The 20,888-nt window shown below is 68.3% G+C and carries 22 protein-coding genes, 2 tRNA genes, 1 other RNA gene and 2 pseudogenes; 16 read left to right on the top strand and 11 right to left on the bottom strand.

Going from position 1 to position 20,888, the window contains the following annotated elements; all coding sequences use genetic code 11:
- Window positions 1-2: 2 nt before the first annotated feature.
- On the bottom strand, window positions 3-860 hold the full coding sequence (locus tag B1L11_RS38345) for an MBL fold metallo-hydrolase (protein WP_079320146.1): 858 nt from the start codon (window positions 858-860) through the stop codon (window positions 3-5).
- Window positions 861-899: 39 nt separating this feature from the next.
- Window positions 900-1,748: a LysR family transcriptional regulator gene (locus B1L11_RS38340; protein ID WP_079320145.1), complete on the bottom strand. Its 849-nt coding sequence runs from the start codon at window positions 1,746-1,748 to the stop codon at window positions 900-902.
- 105 nt (window positions 1,749-1,853) lie between these two features.
- Here B1L11_RS38340 and B1L11_RS38335 point away from each other — a divergent pair, with 105 nt between their 5' ends.
- The gene (locus B1L11_RS38335) at window positions 1,854-2,579 is read left to right on the top strand and encodes an SDR family oxidoreductase (RefSeq protein WP_079320144.1); all 726 of its coding nucleotides are present in this window, start codon (window positions 1,854-1,856) and stop codon (window positions 2,577-2,579) included.
- A 21-nt stretch (window positions 2,580-2,600) separates the two neighbouring features.
- Here the strand turns inward: B1L11_RS38335 and B1L11_RS38330 are convergent, their stop codons facing one another.
- Both B1L11_RS38330 and B1L11_RS38325 read right to left on the bottom strand, forming a co-directional pair.
- Entirely contained in the window at window positions 2,601-3,257 is a 657-nt protein-coding gene (locus tag B1L11_RS38330) for a CatB-related O-acetyltransferase (RefSeq protein WP_079320143.1), read from the bottom strand.
- Window positions 3,258-3,286: 29 nt separating this feature from the next.
- On the bottom strand, window positions 3,287-3,667 hold the full coding sequence (locus B1L11_RS38325; RefSeq protein WP_079320142.1) for a VOC family protein: 381 nt from the start codon (window positions 3,665-3,667) through the stop codon (window positions 3,287-3,289).
- A 63-nt stretch (window positions 3,668-3,730) separates the two neighbouring features.
- On the opposite strand from B1L11_RS38325, the gene B1L11_RS38320 reads away from it, so the two are divergent.
- Window positions 3,731-4,486: a YafY family protein gene (locus tag B1L11_RS38320; protein ID WP_079320141.1), complete on the top strand. Its 756-nt coding sequence runs from the start codon at window positions 3,731-3,733 to the stop codon at window positions 4,484-4,486.
- A gap of 68 nt (window positions 4,487-4,554) precedes the next feature.
- Here the strand turns inward: B1L11_RS38320 and B1L11_RS47475 are convergent.
- The 6 genes from B1L11_RS47475 to B1L11_RS38300 form a co-directional block, all read right to left on the bottom strand.
- A tRNA-OTHER gene (locus B1L11_RS47475) sits at window positions 4,555-4,638 on the bottom strand.
- Between the two features lie 174 nt (window positions 4,639-4,812).
- On the bottom strand, window positions 4,813-5,079 hold the full coding sequence (locus B1L11_RS38315) for a hypothetical protein (RefSeq protein WP_079320140.1): 267 nt from the start codon (window positions 5,077-5,079) through the stop codon (window positions 4,813-4,815).
- A gap of 1,339 nt (window positions 5,080-6,418) precedes the next feature.
- On the bottom strand, window positions 6,419-7,069 hold the full coding sequence (locus B1L11_RS38310; RefSeq protein WP_179155518.1) for a DUF4145 domain-containing protein: 651 nt from the start codon (window positions 7,067-7,069) through the stop codon (window positions 6,419-6,421).
- A gap of 70 nt (window positions 7,070-7,139) precedes the next feature.
- The gene (locus B1L11_RS46090; RefSeq protein WP_143737852.1) at window positions 7,140-7,931 is read right to left on the bottom strand and encodes a hypothetical protein; all 792 of its coding nucleotides are present in this window, start codon (window positions 7,929-7,931) and stop codon (window positions 7,140-7,142) included.
- Between the two features lie 172 nt (window positions 7,932-8,103).
- The gene (locus B1L11_RS38305) at window positions 8,104-8,745 is read right to left on the bottom strand and encodes an HAD family hydrolase (RefSeq protein ID WP_218671557.1); all 642 of its coding nucleotides are present in this window, start codon (window positions 8,743-8,745) and stop codon (window positions 8,104-8,106) included.
- 35 nt (window positions 8,746-8,780) lie between these two features.
- Entirely contained in the window at window positions 8,781-9,620 is an 840-nt protein-coding gene (locus B1L11_RS38300; RefSeq protein ID WP_179155517.1) for a GntR family transcriptional regulator, read from the bottom strand.
- A 187-nt stretch (window positions 9,621-9,807) separates the two neighbouring features.
- Between B1L11_RS38300 and B1L11_RS38295 the strand changes: the two genes are divergently transcribed.
- The 12 genes and pseudogenes from B1L11_RS38295 (at window position 9,808) to B1L11_RS38245 (ending at window position 19,080) form a co-directional block, all read left to right on the top strand.
- On the top strand, window positions 9,808-10,140 hold the full coding sequence (locus tag B1L11_RS38295; RefSeq protein ID WP_079320138.1) for a WhiB family transcriptional regulator: 333 nt from the start codon (window positions 9,808-9,810) through the stop codon (window positions 10,138-10,140).
- 185 nt (window positions 10,141-10,325) lie between these two features.
- Window positions 10,326-10,775 (top strand): DUF3307 domain-containing protein, encoded by a 450-nt coding sequence (locus B1L11_RS38290; RefSeq protein ID WP_079320137.1) that lies wholly within the window; start codon window positions 10,326-10,328, stop codon window positions 10,773-10,775.
- A 19-nt stretch (window positions 10,776-10,794) separates the two neighbouring features.
- Window positions 10,795-11,190 carry an RRQRL motif-containing zinc-binding protein gene (locus B1L11_RS38285; protein ID WP_079320136.1) on the top strand — a complete coding sequence of 132 codons (396 nt, stop codon included), beginning with the start codon at window positions 10,795-10,797 and terminating at the stop codon, window positions 11,188-11,190.
- 55 nt (window positions 11,191-11,245) lie between these two features.
- Window positions 11,246-12,178, top strand: a complete 933-nt coding sequence (locus B1L11_RS38280; protein ID WP_079320135.1) for a hypothetical protein — start codon at window positions 11,246-11,248, stop codon at window positions 12,176-12,178.
- An 18-nt stretch (window positions 12,179-12,196) separates the two neighbouring features.
- The gene (locus B1L11_RS47470) at window positions 12,197-12,370 is read left to right on the top strand and encodes a hypothetical protein (RefSeq protein ID WP_179155516.1); all 174 of its coding nucleotides are present in this window, start codon (window positions 12,197-12,199) and stop codon (window positions 12,368-12,370) included.
- The gene (locus tag B1L11_RS38275; RefSeq protein WP_079320134.1) at window positions 12,367-12,798 is read left to right on the top strand and encodes a hypothetical protein; all 432 of its coding nucleotides are present in this window, start codon (window positions 12,367-12,369) and stop codon (window positions 12,796-12,798) included. Before B1L11_RS47470 ends, B1L11_RS38275 begins: the two co-directional genes overlap by 4 nt.
- Window positions 12,795-15,014, top strand: coding sequence for a cell division protein FtsK (locus tag B1L11_RS38270; protein WP_079320133.1), 2,220 nt, complete (start codon window positions 12,795-12,797; stop codon window positions 15,012-15,014). The genes B1L11_RS38275 and B1L11_RS38270 overlap by 4 nt, the downstream gene beginning before the upstream one ends.
- A 267-nt stretch (window positions 15,015-15,281) precedes the next feature.
- Window positions 15,282-15,518: a hypothetical protein gene (locus tag B1L11_RS38265; protein ID WP_143737851.1), complete on the top strand. Its 237-nt coding sequence runs from the start codon at window positions 15,282-15,284 to the stop codon at window positions 15,516-15,518.
- Between the two features lie 34 nt (window positions 15,519-15,552).
- Window positions 15,553-16,455 carry a bifunctional DNA primase/polymerase gene (locus B1L11_RS38260; protein ID WP_256863247.1) on the top strand — a complete coding sequence of 301 codons (903 nt, stop codon included), beginning with the start codon at window positions 15,553-15,555 and terminating at the stop codon, window positions 16,453-16,455.
- Window positions 16,452-17,060 (top strand): annotated as a pseudogene (locus B1L11_RS53005) (AAA family ATPase); the annotation flags it as partial. The gene B1L11_RS38260 and the pseudogene B1L11_RS53005, both read left to right, overlap by 4 nt.
- Before the next feature lie 535 nt (window positions 17,061-17,595).
- Window positions 17,596-17,832 (top strand): helix-turn-helix domain-containing protein, encoded by a 237-nt coding sequence (locus B1L11_RS54335; RefSeq protein ID WP_079320131.1) that lies wholly within the window; start codon window positions 17,596-17,598, stop codon window positions 17,830-17,832.
- Entirely contained in the window at window positions 17,833-19,080 is a 1,248-nt protein-coding gene (locus B1L11_RS38245) for a tyrosine-type recombinase/integrase (protein WP_079320130.1), read from the top strand.
- A gap of 81 nt (window positions 19,081-19,161) precedes the next feature.
- Here B1L11_RS38245 and B1L11_RS38240 read toward each other — a convergent pair.
- Window positions 19,162-19,247, bottom strand: a tRNA-Ser gene (locus B1L11_RS38240).
- An 86-nt stretch (window positions 19,248-19,333) separates the two neighbouring features.
- Here B1L11_RS38240 and ffs point away from each other — a divergent pair.
- An RNA gene (ffs, locus tag B1L11_RS38235) (signal recognition particle sRNA small type) lies at window positions 19,334-19,429 on the top strand.
- Window positions 19,430-19,471: 42 nt separating this feature from the next.
- Window positions 19,472-20,888 (top strand): annotated as a pseudogene (locus B1L11_RS38230) (DNA polymerase III subunit gamma and tau); the annotation flags it as partial.

The following is a 20,888-nucleotide window of genomic DNA, read 5'->3' as shown; positions in this document are numbered from 1 at the left end:
CGCTAGTTGTAGACGATGAACTCGGGATAGACGTGGACGCCGGGCCGGCCCCCGATCTCCGCCACCGCGTCGCGGATCTGCCGCAGGTGCTCCACCGTCATCTGGAGCGGCGGCTCGTCCGGCTGGTAAGTGGTGCGGATCGGGTAGTCCTCACCCGGCGCGTTCGTCATCTCGATGTGGCAGCCGAGAACGTGGGTGACGGGCCGGGCCTCGGCGAACTTCACCAAGCGGTCGATGGTCTGCTCGAACGCCGGCCAGTCCGCGACGTACAGCCGCCCGGGGTAAACGGTGTCACCGGTCAGGAGTAGGCCGGTGGGCCGATCGTAGAAGGTCACCGCCGACCTGTGGTGCCCGGGGCTCGCCAGGACGTCCAGGACGCGGCCGCCCAGGTCGACGGTCCCGGGCACGTCGAGATCGTCCCCGAGCCCGAAGAACTCGCGTACGCGCTCCGGCGCGGGATCGACGATCACCGTGTCCGGGCGGTCGCGGAACTGGCCGTCGCCCGCGATGTGGTCACCGTGGCCGTGCGTGTGCGCGACGAGGAGCCCGTAGCCCTCGCGGGGGTGATCGGCCAGCCAGCGGGCCACGATCTCGTCCACCGTCCGGCGCAGCGGGAAGTAGGCGGGTGACGCCGTCGCGCCGGTGTCGAGCAGGAGGGCCCGGGCGTTCCCGAACATCAGGAACATGAAGGGCGCCTCGTAGTTGATCGACTTGTTCTGGCGCAGGACGTACGTGTGCTCGTCGTATCGGTGCACCTGGATGTCGGGGTCGGTGTTGTGCTTGGCCGACTCCGAGCCGTGAATCCACCGGACTTCGAGGTCCCCCGCACTCGGGATCTCCGGGAAGTCGATCTGTTCCATTCGGCCCACCCTCCCCTCTCCGTCCGCCGGCTGTCCAGGCTAGAGGCGGGTCGCGGCCCGGACCAGCCCGGCGACGGCCATCGACCGGCTGTGCGGCGGCCAGGCGATCACCGTCGTCACCGCCGGAGCGTCCAGCACCGGCACGGCGGCGAGGTCGTGGCGCAGATGAGCCCGGGACGACTCCGGCAGGACCGCCGAGGCCCGGCCGAGCGCGATCAACTGCAGAAGCTGCGCGTGGTCCCGGACCTCCGGGCCTGGGCCGTCGGGGTAGGTGCCGTCGGAGCGGGGCCAGCGCGGCCTGGGCAGGTCGGACAGCGCGGTGACGTCGGCCATCCGCAGGTGGGCCCGGCCGGTGAGGGGGTGCCCGGCCGGCAGGACCACGACCTGCCCCTCCGTGCACAGCTCCTCGAAGTCGAACCCGGCCGTCGAGTCGAACGGGCGGTGCAGCAGACCCACGTCGGCCCGCCCGTCGCGCAGCAGCCGTTCCTGCTCGCCTGGCCCGCACAGGAGCACGTCGACGGCGACCGAGCCGGGTTCGGCGGCGTACGCGTCGAGCAGCTTCGGCAGCAGATCGGCGGAGGCCCCAGCCTTCGTGACGAGGACCAGGCCGGGCCGGCCGGTCGCGGCGAGGGCGGCGCGGCGGGTGCGGCGCTCGGCGGCCTCGACCGCGTCGAGGGCCGCCCGGCCCTCGCGCAGCAGCACCGACCCGGCCTCGGTCAGCGTGACGGTGCGGCTCGTGCGTTCCAGCAGCGTCACCCCGAGCCGCCGTTCGAGCTGCCCGATCGCCCGCGACAGCGGCGGCTGCGCGATCCCGAGCCGCTGCGCGGCCCGCCCGAAGTGCAACTCCTCGGCGACGGCGACGAAGTACCGCAGCTCACGCGTCTCCATGCCGTCACGGTATCGCCAGGAGCACCGGATCGATACCCGGGAGGTATCGCCGCCCACCCAAACGGTGTTGGAGGTTCCGCGGTGGGCGCGGACAGGATGAGACACATGAACGAACGGACGATCGCGCTGGTCACCGGCGCGAACAAGGGGATCGGATATGAGATCGCGGCCGGCCTGGGCGCCCTCGGCTGGAGCGTCGGCGTCGGCGCCCGGGACGACGAGCGCCGGGAGGCCGCGGTGGAGAAGCTGCGCGCGGCCGGCGTCGACGCGTTCGGCGTGCCGCTCGACGTGACCGACGACGCGAGCGTGACCGCCGCCGCCGGGCTGATCGAGGAGCGCGCGGGACGCCTCGACGTGCTCGTCAACAACGCCGGGGTGACCGGAGGCATGCCGCAGACCCCCACCACGGTCGACCCCGCCACGATGCGGGCGGCCGTGGAGACCAACGTGATCGGCGTCATCCGCGTCACCAACGCGATGCTGCCGTTGCTGCGCCGCTCGGCGTCGCCGCGCATCGTGAACATGTCCAGCACGGTCGGCTCTCTCACCCGGCAGACCACTCCCGGCGCCGAGACCGGCCCGATCTCCGCCGCGTACGCGCCGTCGAAGACGTTCCTCAACGCCGTCACCGTGCAGTACGCCAAGGAGTTGCGCGACACGAACATCCTGATCAACGCCGGCTGCCCCGGTTTCTGCGCGACCGACCTCAACGGCTTCCGCGGCGTCCGTACGCCCGAACAGGGCGCGGCGATCGCGATCCGGCTCGCGACCCTGCCCGACGACGGACCGACCGGCGGGTTCTTCGACGACTCCGGGGTGGTGCCGTGGTGACACATGGCGTTCCGGGCGGCGTCACACGCGTCCGGCCTCGATGGCGATGGCCTCGATGTCGGCCGGGGAACCGGTCATGATCGTGCGTACGTGCTCGGTGACCAGTTCGATAGGCCAGTCCCACCAGGCCGCGCGCAACAGCCTTTCGACGTCGGCGTCCTCGTAGCGGCGGCGGATGGTGCGCGCCGGGTTGCCGCCGACGATCGTGTAGGGCGGCACGTCGGCGGTGACCACGGCGCCCGTGGCGATGATCGCCCCGTCGCCGATCGTCACACCCGGCATGACGGTGACGCCCCGGCCGAACCACACGTCGTTGCCGACCACGGTGTCGCCCCGGGTGGGCATGGCCGTGACGATGTCGAGAGTGCGCTCGGCCCACACGCCTCCGAACATCGTGAAGGGAAAAGTGGAGACGCCCAAGGTGGGGTGCTCGGCGCCGGCCATCAGGAAACGGGTGCCGGTGGCGATCGCGCAGTACTTGCCGATCACCAGGCGCTCCGGGCCGTACGCGTACAGCACGTTGCGCTGCTCGAACTCGCGGGCGGTCTCCGGGTCGTCGTAATAGGTGAACTCTCCGACCTCGATGCGCGGGTCGGTCACCAGGGGCTTGAGGAACACCACCCGTTCGTGCTCAGGCATCGGGTGCAGCACCGACGGGTCGGGGATGGCGGATGTCATGCGGCGTGTCCTTCGGCGACGGTGAGCGATCAGACGAGGGTGGAGATGCAGAACGGGTGGCCCGCGGGGTCCAGCAGGACCCGCCACCGGTCCGGGTCCGGCTGGAATTCGGGCTTGACGGCTCCCAGCGCGAGCAGCCGGGCCTGTGCGGCGTCCAGGTCGTCGACGCCCAGTTCGATGTGGGCCTGCTTCTCCTGTGCGGGATCCGGCCAGGTGGGACGGCGGTAGTCGGCCAGCCGGTTGAACCCCAGCCCGGCCGCGCCCTCCTGGCCCAGCAGGACGAAGTCGTCGGTGGAGAAGACCACGGGCAGGCCGAGGGCCTCGCCGTAGAAGCGGGCCAGTTCGGCGGGGTCCGGGCAGTCGAAGGTGACGGCGGAGTAGCGGAACGCGGGGGTGGAGGTGCTGTCCATGAAGGAGACGCTACGACGCGACCAGGACAGATCCGGTCCTGGTCGTATGGAGCACTTCAAAAAGTGCTCAGTGCCTCCGCCCGCCTGCTGCGACTGGTTTCCCTACTGGTCGCCCGGCCCTCGTGGACCTGCGCCGAGCTCGCCCAGCGGACCGCGGTCACCGAGCGCACCGTGCGGCGGGACATCGCCAAGCTCCGGGAACTCGGCTACGCCGTCGGGGACCGGCTGGGTGAGATGGACGCCGCCTTCGTGCACACCCCCAGGCCCGAGGAGCCGCAGATCACGTCCGGGATGCTCCTGGAACTGGCCGCCGCCTGCCGCCGCGGTGAGCGCGCCCGCATGTCCTACCGCGACTGGCAGGGAAGAACCACGGTCCGGGACGTCGATCCGTACCGCCTCGTCCACACCGGACGCCGGTGGTACTTCGTCGCCCGGGACGTGGCGCGGGGACAATGGCGGACCTTCCGGGCCGACAGGGTCGACCGGCTGCAGCCGGCCGGACTCCCGGTGGAACTCGTCGACCCGCCCGACCCGGCGCTGCTCGTCTCCCGCTCCGTCGCGACCGGCCCCTACACGCTGTACGCGACGATCCGTCTCCCGGTGCCCATGGGCCGGGCACTGCGACTGATCCCGTCGACGGTCGGCGCCCATCGCCCCGACGGTCCCGACGCCACGATCGTCGAGGTCGGCGGTCCCGACGCGGACGGGCTCGCCAGGTATCTCATCGGCCTGGCGACACCTCTGCGCGTCCTTTCACCGGAGCCCGTACGGCAGGCCCTGCTGCGCCTCACCCGGGAGCTCTACGAGGACAACGAGTGAGGCCCGGACGCGCGAAAGGCCCGGCTGGATGGACCGGGCCTTTCGCGTTCTTGCTGCTCAACCATGCGCGGAGGATAGGAGATTCGAACTCCTGAGGGGTTGCCCCCAACACGCTTTCCAAGTCTGCGGGCTTCTGTCCGTGAGAGTCCTCCATACGCCCCGAGATGGCCTGAGAGGGCTTCGTGGACTCCTCTGAACCCCAGCGGACGAACGTGAACTGAGACCCAAACTGAGACCGCGCGAGACCGGACCGATCACTGCTCTCGTGCATGCATGGGCGGAAGGGGGCGGCCCCACGGCGATACCGAGGGGCCGCCCTCATGATCTCAGGATCGCGGACGCATGAACTTGAGGATGCGGTCCATGACGGTGTACGCGGCCCTGCGCCGGGAGGCCTGGCGCGACCAGACGGCGGGAAGAACAACACCGCAGAACACTCCCAGGACCAGCGTCGTCCCGATGACGATCACGGCGGGGTGGGCCAGGAGGCCGTTCGCGGGCAGGTCAACCGGCCCGCGTCCGCTCCCCTGCTGGGTCCCCTCCCACCTGCTGACCTGGCCCTCTGGGCTGTTTTCGGGTACGGTGTCGTGCACGTGTGACCTCCTAGACGGTTCACGTTTTGGAAATTACGACCCCTTCGGATGGCCCCGGAGGGGTCGTTTCCGTTTCTACGGAAACGGCGATGGACATTATGACGCGTTTCGCGATGGAGCGCCACGCCCTCGGCAAAGTGTACCCCTTCTGCGGCCCTGAGATCGCCCCTGAGGCCCTTTCGGGCCCTGAAGGGAACTCGTTCTCACCCCCGGTCGTTTCGGGGCGTCACGGTTGACCTCAGAGCCTTCCGGGGGTAGATCACGCGCGCGCGCGACCTAGCACAACTGCAGCGTCAAGGGAAGGCCCCTGTGTGGACCGAGTGCGATTCTGGAGAGCCCATCGGGAAATCATGCTGACCCACCTTGCCTGTGGCTCAGTCAGTCAAATATTTGCGCTCACATGTCTTGCAATCCATGTGGTTCTATTTGTGATCCTTTGCTCGCGCTGCATTTTAGAGCCCTAATGCAGAGGTGGCTATATCCTCATCATATAAAAGAGAAAGCCACTTTGCCTAGTCTCACGCAAATGCGATTAAAGGTCTCGGATGCTCGAATCCGTATCTATGTTTTTATGGCATCGGCATTCTGTCTGGATTGGGGTCACGAATAACTGCGGACTTGCAGTCGAGTATGCATCTTTTATACTCGCAGATTGATCGCTCGTTGATGCTAGCGGAAGGGCTTGCGTCGTGCCGGGGTGTGGTGGTATCACGCGCACGCGCGTGCGCGGTAGATAGATAGGTATCGCTAGCAGAAGAGCATGAGCCGAGGTAGCCGCGCTGTGATCAGGCAAGCTCATGTTGTAACGCAGTGACCCTGTTGCTCGGAAGATGCATGAGGACATCCGGCTTACCTTGGAGCTTCACGGAAGAGCTTGCACCGTGGCGGGGTGTAGTGGTACTCGCGCGCGTGCGCGCTAGGTAGGAAGGTATACGTCGAGCAGAGCTGTAGGGGTCGAGCCAGCCGCACTGCGACGAGGAAGCTGACCGAGCGCAGCGCCTGACCTGCCGATACTGAGATCAGACCCTTCGTGCACAGTTGTAGGACGAGCTCGTGGGGGCTGCAACACTCTGGGTGGCCCCCCGAAATGTTGCAGCCGTCCTTGTGCAGAGTTGCTGCTACCTGCAGAGACCTTCTTAGCCCCAGCTCACGGCAAGTTGGGCAAACGGGCTGAGGGAGGCGAAGGGCGGGCTAAGTCGCAGAAGAGGAGCAGCCTCTTCTAGTGCAGAAGACTTCTGCCGGGATGCTTTGGACGCATCAGTGGAGCAGTTGTCCCTGTCTGTAGTGCATCGCCTTTGTCTCGAAGGTCCTTCCGCTGCAGGTACCACGCTAGAAGTTGTTAGATGCTAGAGGCGGGTCGGTGGCGGCGCTCGTCTATCCACTGCCGCATGCGTGCGACTGCGGCGGCATCTTGGTAGACGTGCTTGAGAATCTTGCCGACGAGATCTAGCACGTCTGACGTCTCCTGCGAGGTGAACCTCTCGTTCATGACCTCATGAACGGCCAGATTGCCGGAGAGGCGGACAACGTCCGCGGCTTCCTTCAATAACTCCGTGATATGGTCATTGTCCAGCAGAGACTGGATCATTCCCGCCAGGTTGCCGTTGCGTACGTTCCTCTCTTTGGCCACAGCCTCGACTGTTGCCCTGGCCATGACGATCGCCGCAGTCGTAGCTCCTACCGACAGACAGGCATGAGCCTCGATATACAGGGCCGCAATAGGCTCCGGTACGTCGGCTGGAGCGGCGGGAACTGTCGATGCAGGTGGCCAACGCATGGCGTTGACGATTTCACCGCTTGAATTGCGATGCAGCGCAAGCGCTACCGGGCCCTCGCATCCGTCGCACGCGTACACCTCGACCCACGTGCGTGCCGGCATCCCGCCCCCGAAATCGTGCGTAGTGTCGTTGTGGCAGACGCCGAGCTGGGAGAAGTGAACGATGAGCCCGCAGTGTGGGCAGGCATCTGGGAGCTCAGGGGAGGTGACCATGGCTCTGAAGCATAAGCCCTTCATCTGTCATAAACGTAGAGGTCCTACGGACAGAGGGAGGTGTCTCAGGTCATCGCCTGATCAGACGCTCAAGGTATGTACGGACTATGTGGTCCAACTCCTCGTCCCGGCTTGTCTCCTCTACTGGAATTCGTTCGACTTTAACAAATCCGCTGTTCTCCCATTGCCGGTCCCTTGTCCTGTCTGCGGCTACGCGTGCGCGATGTTGAGGACCGTCGACTTCTATCAGGACCGCTCTGCCTTCTCTGACCACGAGGAAGTCAGGTGTCCAGACGTTTCCTGTTCCTACGCGCCCGAGGGGTAGCGGGAAGATGGAGATCGTATTGGCGGGGTTGGAAGCGTAGAGCGCGGCTTGAGCCCTCTTTAAGGCGTCATATACCCTAATCTCCTCTAAGGACATGAAATAGAATCCGTCGCGGCTGAGGCGAGGATCAGGTTTGACCCGCTTTGCATGGTTGGTGACCGAGTCGCCGGACAATCTTGTGTAGAGAGTCCTCCGCCACTCTTGATCTACCGATGGCAGTGCTGCGCCAAGTTCTAGGTTCGTGACAGATAACCCGTACCGTTTGCCGATCTGCTTCAATGCTTCCTGTATGCGCTCTAGTAATGCGTCGTCGAATCGGACTGCTGTCCATCCAGGCACGTTCAGATAAGCCCAATGATATTTGCCCCCCCATGAGTCGTCGTTCTCTGAAAAATGGATACTTTCTGCATCTAGTAGGAGGGTGGCTGCTTCTATGTCTCCTTTTTCTTCAAGGTAAAAGGCGGTCTGAGCCAAGATTAGTTCTTGTTCGGAGAGGCCGTCATTCGGGGCGCTTGACCTTGAGATCTCGGAAGCCATGTACTAACTGTAGAGCCAACTGCTGGTGGACAGTAGAGGCTCATGGCTGAGCCATCGGTCGTAGAAGGGATGTACGGTACGGACAGTTCGACTGTCTCCGGGGTTGTCCCCCCGCCTGAGAGGGTCTGCCCAGGTCGGTGGCCCACAGGGACACCAGGGACACCGGGGACAGTCATAGGACCGGGGCTAGGTCAGCCATCCGTGTGACTACGGCATCGGCCCCCGCCGCTAGGAAGTGACCGGTTTTGCCTGGTTTATTCGCATAGCCCACTGAGATGACTCCTGCAGCCTTGGCCGCCTCGATGTCGGTAAGAGAGTCCCCAACCAGGACGGTCCGCTCTGGAGTTGCCGACAGCTCGACCAGCGCCCGCCGTATAAGGTGCGGGTTCGGTTTCATGAGGGTTGGGTCCGCGTCTGACCGTGCCGAGATGTAGCTGACCACCGACAGGAGCCCGTGGGCCGAGAGGAAGGCCCTGATGGCGGCAAGGGAGTTGTTGCTGACAATCGCCACCGGCTTCCCGACGGCCGCCGCCTGGCGGATAAGGCCTTCAACGCCTGGCGTGATCTGAGCTGTGGCTATTGCCTTCACTTCCAACTTCGTAAGAGCCTCTTGGGCCGCTCGATTCAGGTACTCGCCGAGAGTCGCGCTGTATCGGAACACCTCAAGGGGGTCATCCTCAGTGAGCACGTGTTGTGGTAGGTCTGCCCCTGCCGCGGCAAGCATCTGCCGAAGCTGTGCTGCCACACCGGGCGCCGGCATGCCCGCATAGACGTCGCACACGGGCCCGTCGAAATCGAGCAGGACCCAGTGCACGTCCTTCAGGGCACTATGAACGGCTGATGCCGATGTCACGAGACCTGCCTTCCTACCGTGCTCCACACGCTGTCGAACCACGCGCGGGACTGCTGGACGAACTGGCCGGACGTAGAGTCTTGGCCATCGCTGATGGCGAAGTGAAATAGCTCCGCGTCCTTGCCCATTAGGTCGAACATCGGCAACGGCCCGCCGCCAAGAGCGACAGTGTGCTCCGTCACCGGGTAGAAGCCGAAGAACGCTTCCTCGCCGTTCAGGACGTACAGCTTGAAACGAGGGGGTTCCCCGCTTACCCGCACTTCGGCGGACGCATTGGCCACCAGGCCGAGGTCACGAAGTTCATGGACGGAATCCACGATCGCCTGAGCGTGGCGGGACGTGATCCGCTCGGCACGCTGGCGGAAGAGCGGCTCATCCTCAAGGTTGTCGACTCGGCAGGGGAGAGACCACGGGCGGCCCGCATCCGGCACCAGGATCCGAACCCTGATGCTCTCCGGCACCAGACGGCCGGCGCGGATGCTGTCGAGCGGCTCCTGAATCGCCCCGTGCAAGGTCTCGCCAGAGAATCCAGCGAATTCGATCGTGACTTCCGCTCTCTTGAACGCCTGCTCGATGTGCGGCCGTAGACCAACGGGGCGCGCGACACGCTCACGCACGAAGACGCCGCTTCCTTGTCGAGAGACCACAAGCCCCTCGTCGCGTAGTTCGCGGATGGCCTGCTGAATGGTCATCCGCGCGACGCCGAATCGCTTGGCCAACTCTGGGCCTGACGGAAGCTTCTCGCCAGGGGCGAACTTCCTGGTCAGGATGGCCGCCCTGAGCTGATGGGCCACTTGCAGGTACGGCGGGCGCGGGTCGTCCGGGTCGAGTTCCATGCGGCCAGCGTAGCGATACCTGAACAACATTCCTAGGCAAGTTGGTCATCTCTCTTGACATGCCTAGGCAAGTCAATCAACATGAAGCATGTACATCCTGCCTAGCCAAGCTGGCCAGGTGGGGTCACCATCAAGAGAGGTGTTTCACGATGACCTACGGGTCCCAGAACCGCCGGAGCGTGGCGCGATGACGGCCGACGCTCTGACCACTTTGTTGGGCGGGGAGAAGCCGGTAGCGCTGCTGGCCGCCGTGCTCGACGCCGGACCGGCCTGCAAGACGGCTGACGCCGATCTGTTCACCGGCCCCGACACCGACGACGAGCCCGACGATGCGCGGCAGGCCCGAGAGGCCGCCGCCAAGGCCATCTGCCGAACCTGCCCGGCACGGCTGGCCTGCCTCGACTACGCCCTGACGGCTCACCCGCGTGAGGGCGTCTGGGGTGGCTTCACCGCCGAGGAGATCAACGCGGCTCATATGCTGCGCCTCGACCTGCCGCCCGTGCTGGAAGAGGTGGCCTGATGCGCCGCTTCCGCTGCTCCGAATGCGGCCAGCGCTCCGTCAGCGTCATCGGCTGCCGCCGCTGCGGCACCTCCACAGGCCGCCGCCTCCAGCTCTGCCCCATCCACGGGGCAACCTGCCGCCCCGGCTGCCGGGCGTGCCGTACCTGCTTCCGTTTCCAGTCCGGCTGCTGAAGGAGACGACCGATGACCTCTGCCGCTGACTTCGCCGCCGTCTTCGCCGCGCTGTACGCCGCGCACAGCTTCGGTGATCACTGGGTGCAGACCCACCATCAGGCGTGTGCCAAGGGCGCGCCTACCGCCGCCGGTCGTCTGGCCTGCCTGCGCCACGTGGCCACATTGACCACGACCAAGACCGTCGCCCTACTGGCGCTGGCTCTGGTCACCGGCTTGACCCTGTCCCCGCTGGCCCTGCTGGTCGGGCTCATGGTGGACGCCCTGTCGCACTACTGGGCCGACCGCCGGATCACTCTCGCCCGCCTGGCCGACGCGGTCGGTAAGGGCGACTTCTACCGCATGGGCGCGCCCCGCCCCGGCCGCGACGACGCGCCGCACCTGGGAACCGGCGCCTACGCCCTTGACCAGTCCTGGCATGTCGCCTGGCTGTTCATCGCCGCCCTCATCATCGCCGTCTGACCTGGAAGGAGACCCGGCAGTGAGCCGCATCCGCGCCCGGTTCTGGGACCCGTCCGGTTCCCGGTACGGCATCCCCACCTACCCCTGGCGGATGGCACCCGCCCACCTGCTGACCCGCCGCCAGCTCACTGCCGCCGGGCTGCGCCCCGGCGGGCAGGGCGTGCAGGCACAGATTCTTTGGGCGTCCCGCCGGCACGGCGCCCCCGGTGTCCGTGCCGCCTACCTGTACGACATGCGGTTCGCCCTGCCCAAGCGGGCCGCCACCCCCGCCCAGCGTGAGGCGCTGGCTAAGGCCAACGCCGCCCGCCGGACCTGCCCCGACTGCGGCAGGGACGCCGGTTACGTCCTGCCCCGCCACTTGGGCACCTGTCTGGACTGCGCACAGACCCCTACCGACCTGCGAGAGGTGGCCTGATGAGCCCCACCACCCCCAACCCCAACCCCGAGCCGAGCCCGGAGGACATCGCCCCGTGGGCTGGGCCGAGATCGAGCAGCACCTGATCCAGGCGGCCCCGACCGCCCCCGTCTCCCCGGCCCCCGGCCGACGCGGGCAGGACGTGGGGAGCCTGCCAGGGGAGACCCGCCGCGTCCGCGCTCTGCGTGCCGAGGTGGCCGAGGCGCACCTGCTGGCCGGTCTCCAGGACGACGACGCCCCGCTCCTGCTCGACAGCCCGAAGGTTCGTAAGCGCCGCAAGTCCGCGTACGAGGCCGCACGGCTGCACGAGCTGGCCCAAGACCCGGCCATGCGCGCCTGGCAGGCCGCCCGGATGCGCCGCGTGCTCGTGAGTGCCGCCCTGGTGTCGCTCGCGCTCGCGCTCGGCTGGTCAACCGCGGGCGTGCAGTCGTTCGCCGCCGATGGCGCCGCCCCCTGGTCGCCCGGCTGGCTGTTCGCCTGGCTGGTCGAGCCGTTCATGTCGTTGGCGCTGCTGGTCGTCGTCGGTGCCCGCGCCTACATGGGCACCCGTGGCCAGCCGATTACCTCCAAGACGCTGGTCCGGATCGAAGGGCTGTTCCTGGGGCTGACGCTCGGCATGAACGCCTGGCCACACCTGCCCGGCGTGGCCGCCGACTTCACCGTCTCCCGGCTGGTGCTGCACCTGATCGGGCCGGTCATCGCCGTGGCCGTCGTGACCGCCCTGCCGATCATCCTGGCCGCCTTCACCGGCCTGAACCACGAGCGCGGGACAGGGCTTACCGGCCTTACGTACGGCGGAAACGCACATGATCAGGTAAGGGAGACCGGCCCGGACGTGACGGCTCTGGTCGAGCGGGCGCGGGCGCTGATCGCCACTGGAGAGCTTCCCGCTACCCCCAGCGCCTACCGCCTTCAGCGCATCCTGCGGTGCGGCATGGACGACGCCCGCGCCGTCCGTGACGCCCTTAACCACCCCACCACCAACTAGGCCAAGGAGCCACCCGCCATGTTCATCTTCGCCCTCATCGTCAGCCTTGTGTGTCTGGCCGTCCCGGCCGGCATCCTCCGCATGCTCGCCACCCGTCGGCGCACCATCGCCCAGATCCACGCGGTTATGTCCGAGCACCGCCGCACCTGCTGCAGACACCGCACCGAGCAGCAGACCGAGGTGACTTCATGACCGCCCCTGACCTTCTCCCCTCGGACAACTTCGACGCCGCCGACGCCGACGACCTGGCCAAGCTGGCACGGCTGACCGGAACCGGTGACCTCACCCCCGGCGACCTGCTGCGCACCCTTCGCGCTGTTCATGGCGAGATGCTGCGCCGCAAGACCAGCCACCGGCTTCTCCTGATCGACCTGACCGACCTGCACCAGGCCGAAGTCCTGTTCAGGGATCTGGGACCGGCCGGTGATGAGGCCCGCCGTCTCGGCCACCGCATCGCCCAAGACGGCCACATGGTCGGCGTGTTCGTGACCGCCGACTACGGCCCCAACGAGTTACCCGACGACGCCGACGACACGCAGGGCGCGGCCCCATCCGCCAAGACAACGGCCGCGCCCTGCCACCCCGCCCACATCAGCGAGCACGAGGTGACCTCATCATGACGCACCACCCCTTCGAGCCCAACGACAATCACCCAGACGACGCGCCCAGCCAGCCGGAGACGACGCGCGGCCAGGTCGTCCCGCTGGACGAGCGGCGCCGCGCCCGGCAGGCCAGCCCGGACGACACTGCCGAGGGTGCCGCGCCGGTTGCCCGGCGGACCGCTGCCCGGGACACCTCCTATGAGATCGAGCTGGACGAGGCCCCGCCCGCCGAGGTGGCGCCGGTCCCGGTGGATCTGCCGGCATCCGCCGTCCCGGCCCCGGTGCCGGTGGAGGGACGACGCCCGATCATCCCCACCGGCTTGCAGCCGGGGAACCTGTCGGCCACCGTCCGCGACGCGCTGGGCCGGTGCGCGCACGTGGCCGCCTTCCACGCCATCCGCGCCCCCTGGTACGCCGCCCAGATCGCCGTGTGGGCCGTGATCGGCCTGTTCCGCCTGGCTGGCCGTCAGGTCCGTTGGTGGTGGGTCAACGAGCAGTACACGCTGCTTCAGCAGGCCGCCACCGACAATGACCCGGCGATGTGGCTCAAGCTGCACCGGGAGGGCAAGGCCACCCGCCGCTGGCGTGGTGTGGTCCTGTTCGGCCAGCTCATCGCCTTGACCGTCGCCCTCGTGGTGGTGATCGGCCTGCCCGCGCTCTGGCAAGCCGCCGTAGCTGCGGTGCTGGTACCGGTCCTGGCCCGCTACGGACGGCCCGCCGGACGCCCGATCATCCCCACCGCTGTGGTCACCCGCCGCTACCGCAAGCTGAACAGCGACATCGTGCTTCGGGCGTACTACGCCGCCGGGCTGGGCCACCCTGACAAGCCGAACCAGCAGATCGAGTTCGGCACCGCGATGGCGCGGGAGGGCAACGGCTCCAAAGTGTTGATCAACCTGCCGTACGGCAAGACCTTCGCCGACGCGGTCAACGCCCGCGAGAAGATCGCATCCGGGCTGGACGTGGCGCTCGCACAGGTCACCCTGTCGCGTGATCCGCAGTCGCACCGCTCCCACTGGCTGTGGGTGGCAGACGCCGACCCCCTGGCCACCCCCGCCGGGCGTACGCCGCTGCTGGCCTGCAAGGAGACTGACATCTGGAAGCCCGCCCCGCTGGGCGTGGACGAGCGGGGCCGCGCGGTCTCCCTGCTGATGCTGTGGACCTCCATCCTCGTCGGCGCCCAGCCCCGGCAGGGCAAGAGCTTCACCGCCCGCCTGCTGGCCCTGTACGCCGCCCTCGACCCGTACGTGCGGCTGGATGTGTTCGACGGCAAGGGCTCCCCGGACTGGCGCAAGTTCGCCCTCGTGGCGCACTCCTGCAGCTTCGGGTTCACCCCGACCCGCGACGGCGACCCGCTGGAGATCTTCGTTCAGACCCTTCGCGACCTGAAGACCGACGTGCAGGCCCGGTATCAGAAGCTTTCCGAGCTGCCGGTGGACATCTGCCCCGAGGGCAAGCTGACCCGCGAGATCGCCCGTGACCCGCGCTACGGCATGCCGGTCCGGCTCGTGGTGATCGACGAGTGCCAGGAGTACTTCGACACCGGGGACAAGGAGCTGAACAAGGAGATCGCCTCCCTGCTGGTGTACCTGGTCAAGGTCGCCCCCGCCGCCGGAGTCATCGTCTTGGACGCAACGCAGAAGCCCGGCGGAGTCGGGACCGGCGACACCGCCACCGCCTTCACCAGCTTCCGCGACAACCACCAGGTCCGCATCGCCCTGCGCACCGGCTCATGGCAGGTCTCCGACCTCGTGCTGGGTTCCGGCGCCTACTCCGAGGGATACGACTCCTCCGCCCTGCTGCCCTCCTACAAGGGCGTCGGCCTGCTGCGCGGCGCCGGGGACGACACCCCGACCGTGCGGTTCCATCTGGCCGACGCCGAAGACGCCGAGAAGATCCTCCAGGTCGCCCGCAAGCTCCGCGAGCGCGCCGGCACGCTGTCCGGCTACGCCGCCGGGCAGGCCGCCATCCGCGAAGTGCGCGACGTGCTGGCCGACTCCCTCAGCGTCTTCCAGGGTTCGGAGACCGGCCTTCCCTGGGCGCTGATCGCCGCCCGGCTGGCCGAGCGCATCCCCGAGCACTACGCCGACGTGACCCCGGATGCGATCTCCGCTCAACTGCGCGCCCTGGGCGTGCCGAGCGTGGACATCAAGCGGGACGGCAAGGCGCTCAAGGGCGCCAAGAAGGCCGCCGTCACCGCCGCCATCACCCGCCGGGAAGCCACCACCGGATAGGCCCGGCACCCGCCCGGCGAACCCCGCCCGAGGGGTCCGCCGGTCGCGACGTCACCCGCGACCGGTCGCGGCGGCGCGACCCGCCCCGCGACCGCCCAAATGACCGCTGACCAGCCCGAATATCCGCAGGTGGCGGGTAGCGGGCTCGGCTCACCACGCCTGAAAACCGCCTCTGGAGCCATCCCATGACCCTCTTGGCCGCGACCGCGACCACCCCACCACGCGACCACCACCGCGACCCTCCCCGACACTCTGCCCGCCCTGCCGGTGATCCTCGCCTGGCTCATCCTGGCCGCCCTCATATGGGCGCTCGGCTACGCCGCCGCATGCGCCGCCGCCCCCTTCGCCCGGTGCCGACGCTGCGACGGACACGGCAAGACCATCAAGCCCAACGGGCGCGTCCGCCGCTGGTGCCGGCACTGCGACGCCACCGGCCTACGCCTGCGCTGGGGCCGCCGCCTCTTCAACTACCTGCGCCGCCTGTACCGGGACACCGCTCGATGAGGACCGTCCCGCCCCTGCCGCTGAACGGAGGCTCATGATGTCCGCCGATCGCACCCGCTACGCGCTGGCCGCCGCCGCCCGCGGCTGGCACGTCTTCCCGCTCACTCCGAACGGCAAGGTCCCGCTCAAGGGCTGGCCGTGGAAAGAGCACAACACCACTGACCCCGAGGTCATCCGCCGGTTCTGGGCACACCAGCCGTACAACATCGGCATCGCCACCGGCCCCTCCGGCCTCGTGGTCATCGACCTCGACACCCCCAAGAACGGCGATACACCGCCCCCGCCGTTCGACCTGCCCGGCGTCAACGACGGCGCCGACCTGCTGGCCGTGCTGTGCGAGCAAGCCGGACAGCCGTTGCCGTTCGACACCTTCACCGTCCGCACCGGGCGCGGCGGGCTGCACCTGTACTTCACCGCCCCGACCGGTGGGCCGGTCCTGGGGAACACTCAGGGCGCGCGTGGCGGGCTCGGTTGGCTTATCGACACCCGCGCGCACGGTGGCTACGTCGTCGGCCCCGGCAGCATCGTGGACCTGCCCGGCGGCACGGGAACCTACGAGGTCATCAACTCTGGCCCTGCCGTGCCGCTGCCCGGCTGGCTGACCGAACGGCTCACCCCTGCACCGCTGCCGCCACAGCGGCCGGTCACGGTGCCACTGGTCGCCACCGACCGGCGCGGTTCCTACCTGCGGGCCGCCGTGTTGGCCGAGCTTGAGCGGGTCACCAGCTCGCCGCCTCACGGCCACAACATCGCGCTTTACCGGGCGTCGGTGGCGCTGGGCCAGCTCGTGGCCGGTGGTGAGCTGGCCGAGGCCGACGTGACCGCCTGGCTTACCGATGCCGCCCAGCAGGTTGGCCAGCCGTACGGCGAGGCGACCCGCACCATCGCCTCAGGATTGCGGGCCGGTGCCCGCCGTCCGCGAACGGTGGCCGCATGAACGGCGAGCGCCCTTCCCACCTGCGCCTGGTCTCGGGTGACGCCGTTCACGTGCCCGGCGGACCGGCGGGAGCGTCGGCGCCGTTCCGCACCTCGTGGACCGCTGACGAGCTCATGGCCATGACCTTCCCCGAGACCCGGTGGGCCGTGCCCGGCGTCATCGCCGAAGGGCTCAATCTCCTTGCAGGGCCGCCGAAAGTCGGCAAGTCGTGGCTGTCCCTGGCAACGGCCATCGCTGTAGCAGGCGGCGGGAAGGCGCTGGAGGCCATCCCGGTCGAGCGGGGGCCGGTGCTCTACCTCGCGCTGGAAGACACCCCGCGCCGTCTTCAGTCCCGCATGCGCAAGATCCTGGGCGGCAAGCCCGCACCGCGTGACCTGACGCTGGCCACCTCGTGCCCGACGCTGCCGCAGGGCGGGGATGAGGCCATCGCCCGGTGGCTGGAGCGCAACCTCGGCGCGCGCATGGTCGTCATCGACGTGTTCGCCAAGGTACGCGGGGCCACCGCGCCGGGCCTGTCGGCCTACGACGCCGACTATGCCGCGATGGGCCGCGCCAAGCGACTTGCCGACAGCTATGGCGTGGCCGTCGTACTCGTGCATCACGTCCGCAAGATGGGCTCTGACGACTTCCTCGCCGAGGTCTCCGGCACCAACGGCCTGGCCGGTGCCGCTGACGCCACGCTCGTGCTCAAGCGCGCCCGAGGGACCGCTGACGGCGTGCTGCACGTCACCGGACGGGACGTGGAGGAAGCCGAGTACGCCATGAGCTTCCAGCCCGCCGCCGGCATCTGGCATCTACTCGACGGCCGCCCGAAGACCACACCCTGTCCGACACCCGCGCCGCCATCCTGCGGCACGTCCGCGCTCATCCCGGCGACACACCCAAGGTCATCGCTGAAGCCATCGGGCTCGGCTACGACAACGTCAAGAAGACCTGCCAGCGCATGGCCAGCGGCGGCCAGCTCTGTGTGGACGCCGCCGGGCACTACCGGCTTCCGGGGACGAGCGTCCCCGATGTCCCTGGTGTCCCCGCGCCTGGCGTCACCAGCACCAACACAAGCGATCACGAGGGACACCCGACTCTGCCGGGCGTCCCCGCTGTCCCCCTGCCTGTCATCGCTGATGAGGAGAACGCCCGTTTATGACTACGACAGCGCCGGACAGGGTCCGGCTCGACTCGCACGAGGAGACGGCCGACACGCCCCTTCTGCTGACGGTGGAGGAAGCGGCGAGAAGGCTCCGCATCGGCCGTACCCGGATGTACGACCTCGTGAGAAGCGGGGCCGTCAGGGCGGTCTACGTCGGCCGTCTCCGGCGCGTCCCCACCGAATGCCTTCAGGAGTACGTGACCAGGCTGATCACCCAGGGGGAGGGCTGAATGGGCGGACGTAGGCCGAACGGTGCGTCAAGCATCTACTTGGGCAAGGACGGTTACTGGCACGGCCGCGTGTCCGTGGGCGTCAAGGACGATGGGCGCCCGGACCGCCGCCACGTCAAGGCCAAGACCGAAGCCGAGGTGATCCGGAAGGTCCGCGCACTTGAAAAGGAGCGGGACAGCGGCACAGTCCGCCAAGCGGGACAGCAGCGCTGGACGGTGGCGAAGTGGCTGACGCACTGGATCGACAACATCGCCGCACCTCCCGCCATCCGCGAGAGCACACATGCGGGCTATCGCGTGGACGTGAACACCCACCTCATCCCCGGCATCGGCGCTCACCGGCTCGACAAGCTGACCCCTGAGCACCTGGAGAAGCTGTACGCCAAGATGCAGCGCGAGGGGAAATCCGCCGGCACCGCGCATCACGTCCACCGCACGATCCGGACCGCGCTCAACGTCGCCGTACGGCGCGGCCACCTCGTGCGAAACCCTGCTCTCCTCGCCAAGGCGCCGACGCTGATCGAGGAAGAGGTGGAGCCGTATGAGATCCACGAGGTCAGGCGGCTCCTGAAGGCCGCTGACGCCTTGCCGAGGAACAGCGCCCGATGGGCCGTCGCGCTCGCTCTTGGCCTACGGCAGGGCGAAGCGCTGGGCCTCAAGTGGACGGACGTGGACCTAGACAAGGGCGTTCTCCGCGTACGGCGGGGCCGCCAACGGCCCAAGTACCAGCATGGTTGCGGCGGCACCTGCGGCCGGAAAGCGGGCTACTGCCCGGAGCGTAGGCAGAGCAACCAGGAAACCGCGGACACCAAGTCCAGGGCCGGACGGCGCACCATCGGCCTGCCGGGCCAGCTTGTGACCCTGCTGCGAAAGCACCGAGAGGAACAGGAAGCGGACCGGGCGAACGCCCGCCAGCTCTGGGAGGACGGCGGATGGGTCTTCGCCACCGCGACGGGCGGGCCGCTCAACCCGAACACCGACTATCACCAGTGGAAGGATCTACTCGCGGCGGCAGGGCTCAGAGACGCCCGGCTGCACGATGCCCGGCACACCGCCGCGACCGTGCTCCTGATCCTGGGAGTCCCCGAACGGACCGTCATGGCCATCATGGGCTGGTCGAGCACGGGCATGGCCCGCCGCTACCAGCACGTCACCGACACCATCCGGCACACCGTAGCGATGCAGGTTGACGGGCTGCTGTGGGAGTCCATGGACGGCCCCAAGGGGGCCTCTCCAGAGGTCAACTGAGACCAAAACTGAGACCCTAGACGCGCGAAAGGCCCGGTTGGATCGACCGGGCCTTTCGCGTTCTTGCTGCTCAACCAAGCGCGGAGGATAGGAGATTCGAACTCCTGAGGGGTTGCCCCCAACACGCTTTCCAAGCGTGCGCCCTAGGCCAACTAGGCGAATCCTCCGTCGGACAGCTTAGCCCACTTTCCGGCGTGGTTTCGACTGTTGTCTCGACGGCCCGCGCACACCCGTCGAGTGGCTAGACTGTCCAGCGGACCCCTCGCGCGGCGTCATCCTGTGAACCTCCCCAGGGCCGGAAGGCAGCAAGGATAAGCGGGCTCTGGCGGGTGTGCGAGGGGTCTCTCAGTTAGCGGGTACTCCGGCCGGGTCGGCCCTCCGAGGAGGCGGCATGAGTCTTGCGCTGTACCGCAAGTACAGGCCCGGGACATTCGCCGAGGTCAAGGGGCAGGAGCACGTCACCGACCCACTGCGCCAGGCGTTGCGCAGCGGCCGGATCCACCACGCCTACCTCTTCAGCGGCCCGCGCGGCTGCGGCAAGACCTCCAGCGCCCGCATCCTCGCCCGGTCACTCAACTGTGAGAAGGGCCCGACGCCGACCCCTGCGGGGAGTGCGAGTCCTGCGTCGCGCTGGCCCCCACCGGGCCGGGCCACCTCGACGTCATCGAGATCGACGCGGCGTCGCACGGCGGCGTGGACGACGCCCGTGACCTGCGCGAACGGGCCTTCTTCGCCCCCGTATCGGCGCGCTACAAGATCTACATCATCGACGAGGCCCACATGGTCACCCGTGAGGGCTTCAACGCGCTGCTGAAGCTGGTCGAGGAGCCGCCGCCGCACCTCAAGTTCGTCTTCGCCACCACCGAGCCGGAGAAGGTCATCGGGACGATCAAGTCCCGCACCCACCACTACCCCTTCCGGCTGATGCCGCCCGCGACCCTGCGGCGGCTCATGGAGGAGATCCTCGACTCCGAGTCGGTGCCGTACGAGCCGGCCGCGTTACCGCTGGTCGTACGGGCGGGCGCGGGGTCGGCCCGGGACACGCTGTCGATCCTCGACCAGCTTCTCGCGGGCGCCGACGAGTCCGGCATCACCTACCAGCGGGCGGTGTCCCTGCTCGGCTACACCGACGGCGACCTCCTGGACGAGGTGGTCGACGCGTTCGCCAAGCGGGACGGCGCGGCCGTGTTCCAGGCCGTGCACCGGGTGATCGAGGGCGGCCACGACCCGCGCCGCTTCGCGACGGACCTGCTCGAACGCTTCCGCGACCTGGTGATCCTGTCCAACGTCCCCGAGGCCGCGGGCAGTGGCCTGCTCGACCGGCCGGCCGACGAACTGGAGCGTCTCCAGGCGCAGGCGGCGTCGATGGGCCCCGCCGAGCTGACCCGGGCGGCCGAGGTGTTCAACGCCGGGCTGACCGAGATGCGCGGCGCGACCTCCCCCCGCCTGCTGCTGGAACTGATGTGCGCCCGCGTGCTGCTGCCCGGGGCCGACCAGGGCGAGGCCGCGCTGCTGACCCGGCTCGAACGGCTGGAGCGCGGCGTCGCGGCCGGGACCCATGCCGCCCCGCCACAGGCTCACGCAGTTCCGCAGTCCGCGCCGCCGCCCCGCGCCCGCGAAGCCGCCCGCCCGCCGCCTCCGTGCGTACCCGCCGCCGAGCCCACCGCCCACGGGGGCCTGGCCGTACGCGCCGGGACCGGCCGCGCGGGACGGACCTGACCCGAAGTGGGGCGCCCAGGAGCTTCTGCACCTGGATGCCGAGGAGCAGCCCGGCCACGAGCAGGACGCCTCCGGCCAGGGCGAGCGTC

It is taken from the genome of Microbispora sp. GKU 823 (assembly GCF_002027145.1).
GTDB lineage: Bacteria > Actinomycetota > Actinomycetes > Streptosporangiales > Streptosporangiaceae > Microbispora > Microbispora siamensis.
The sequence above is the reverse complement of the archived record's forward strand: the minus strand, read 5'-3'. Positions and strand labels throughout refer to the sequence as shown.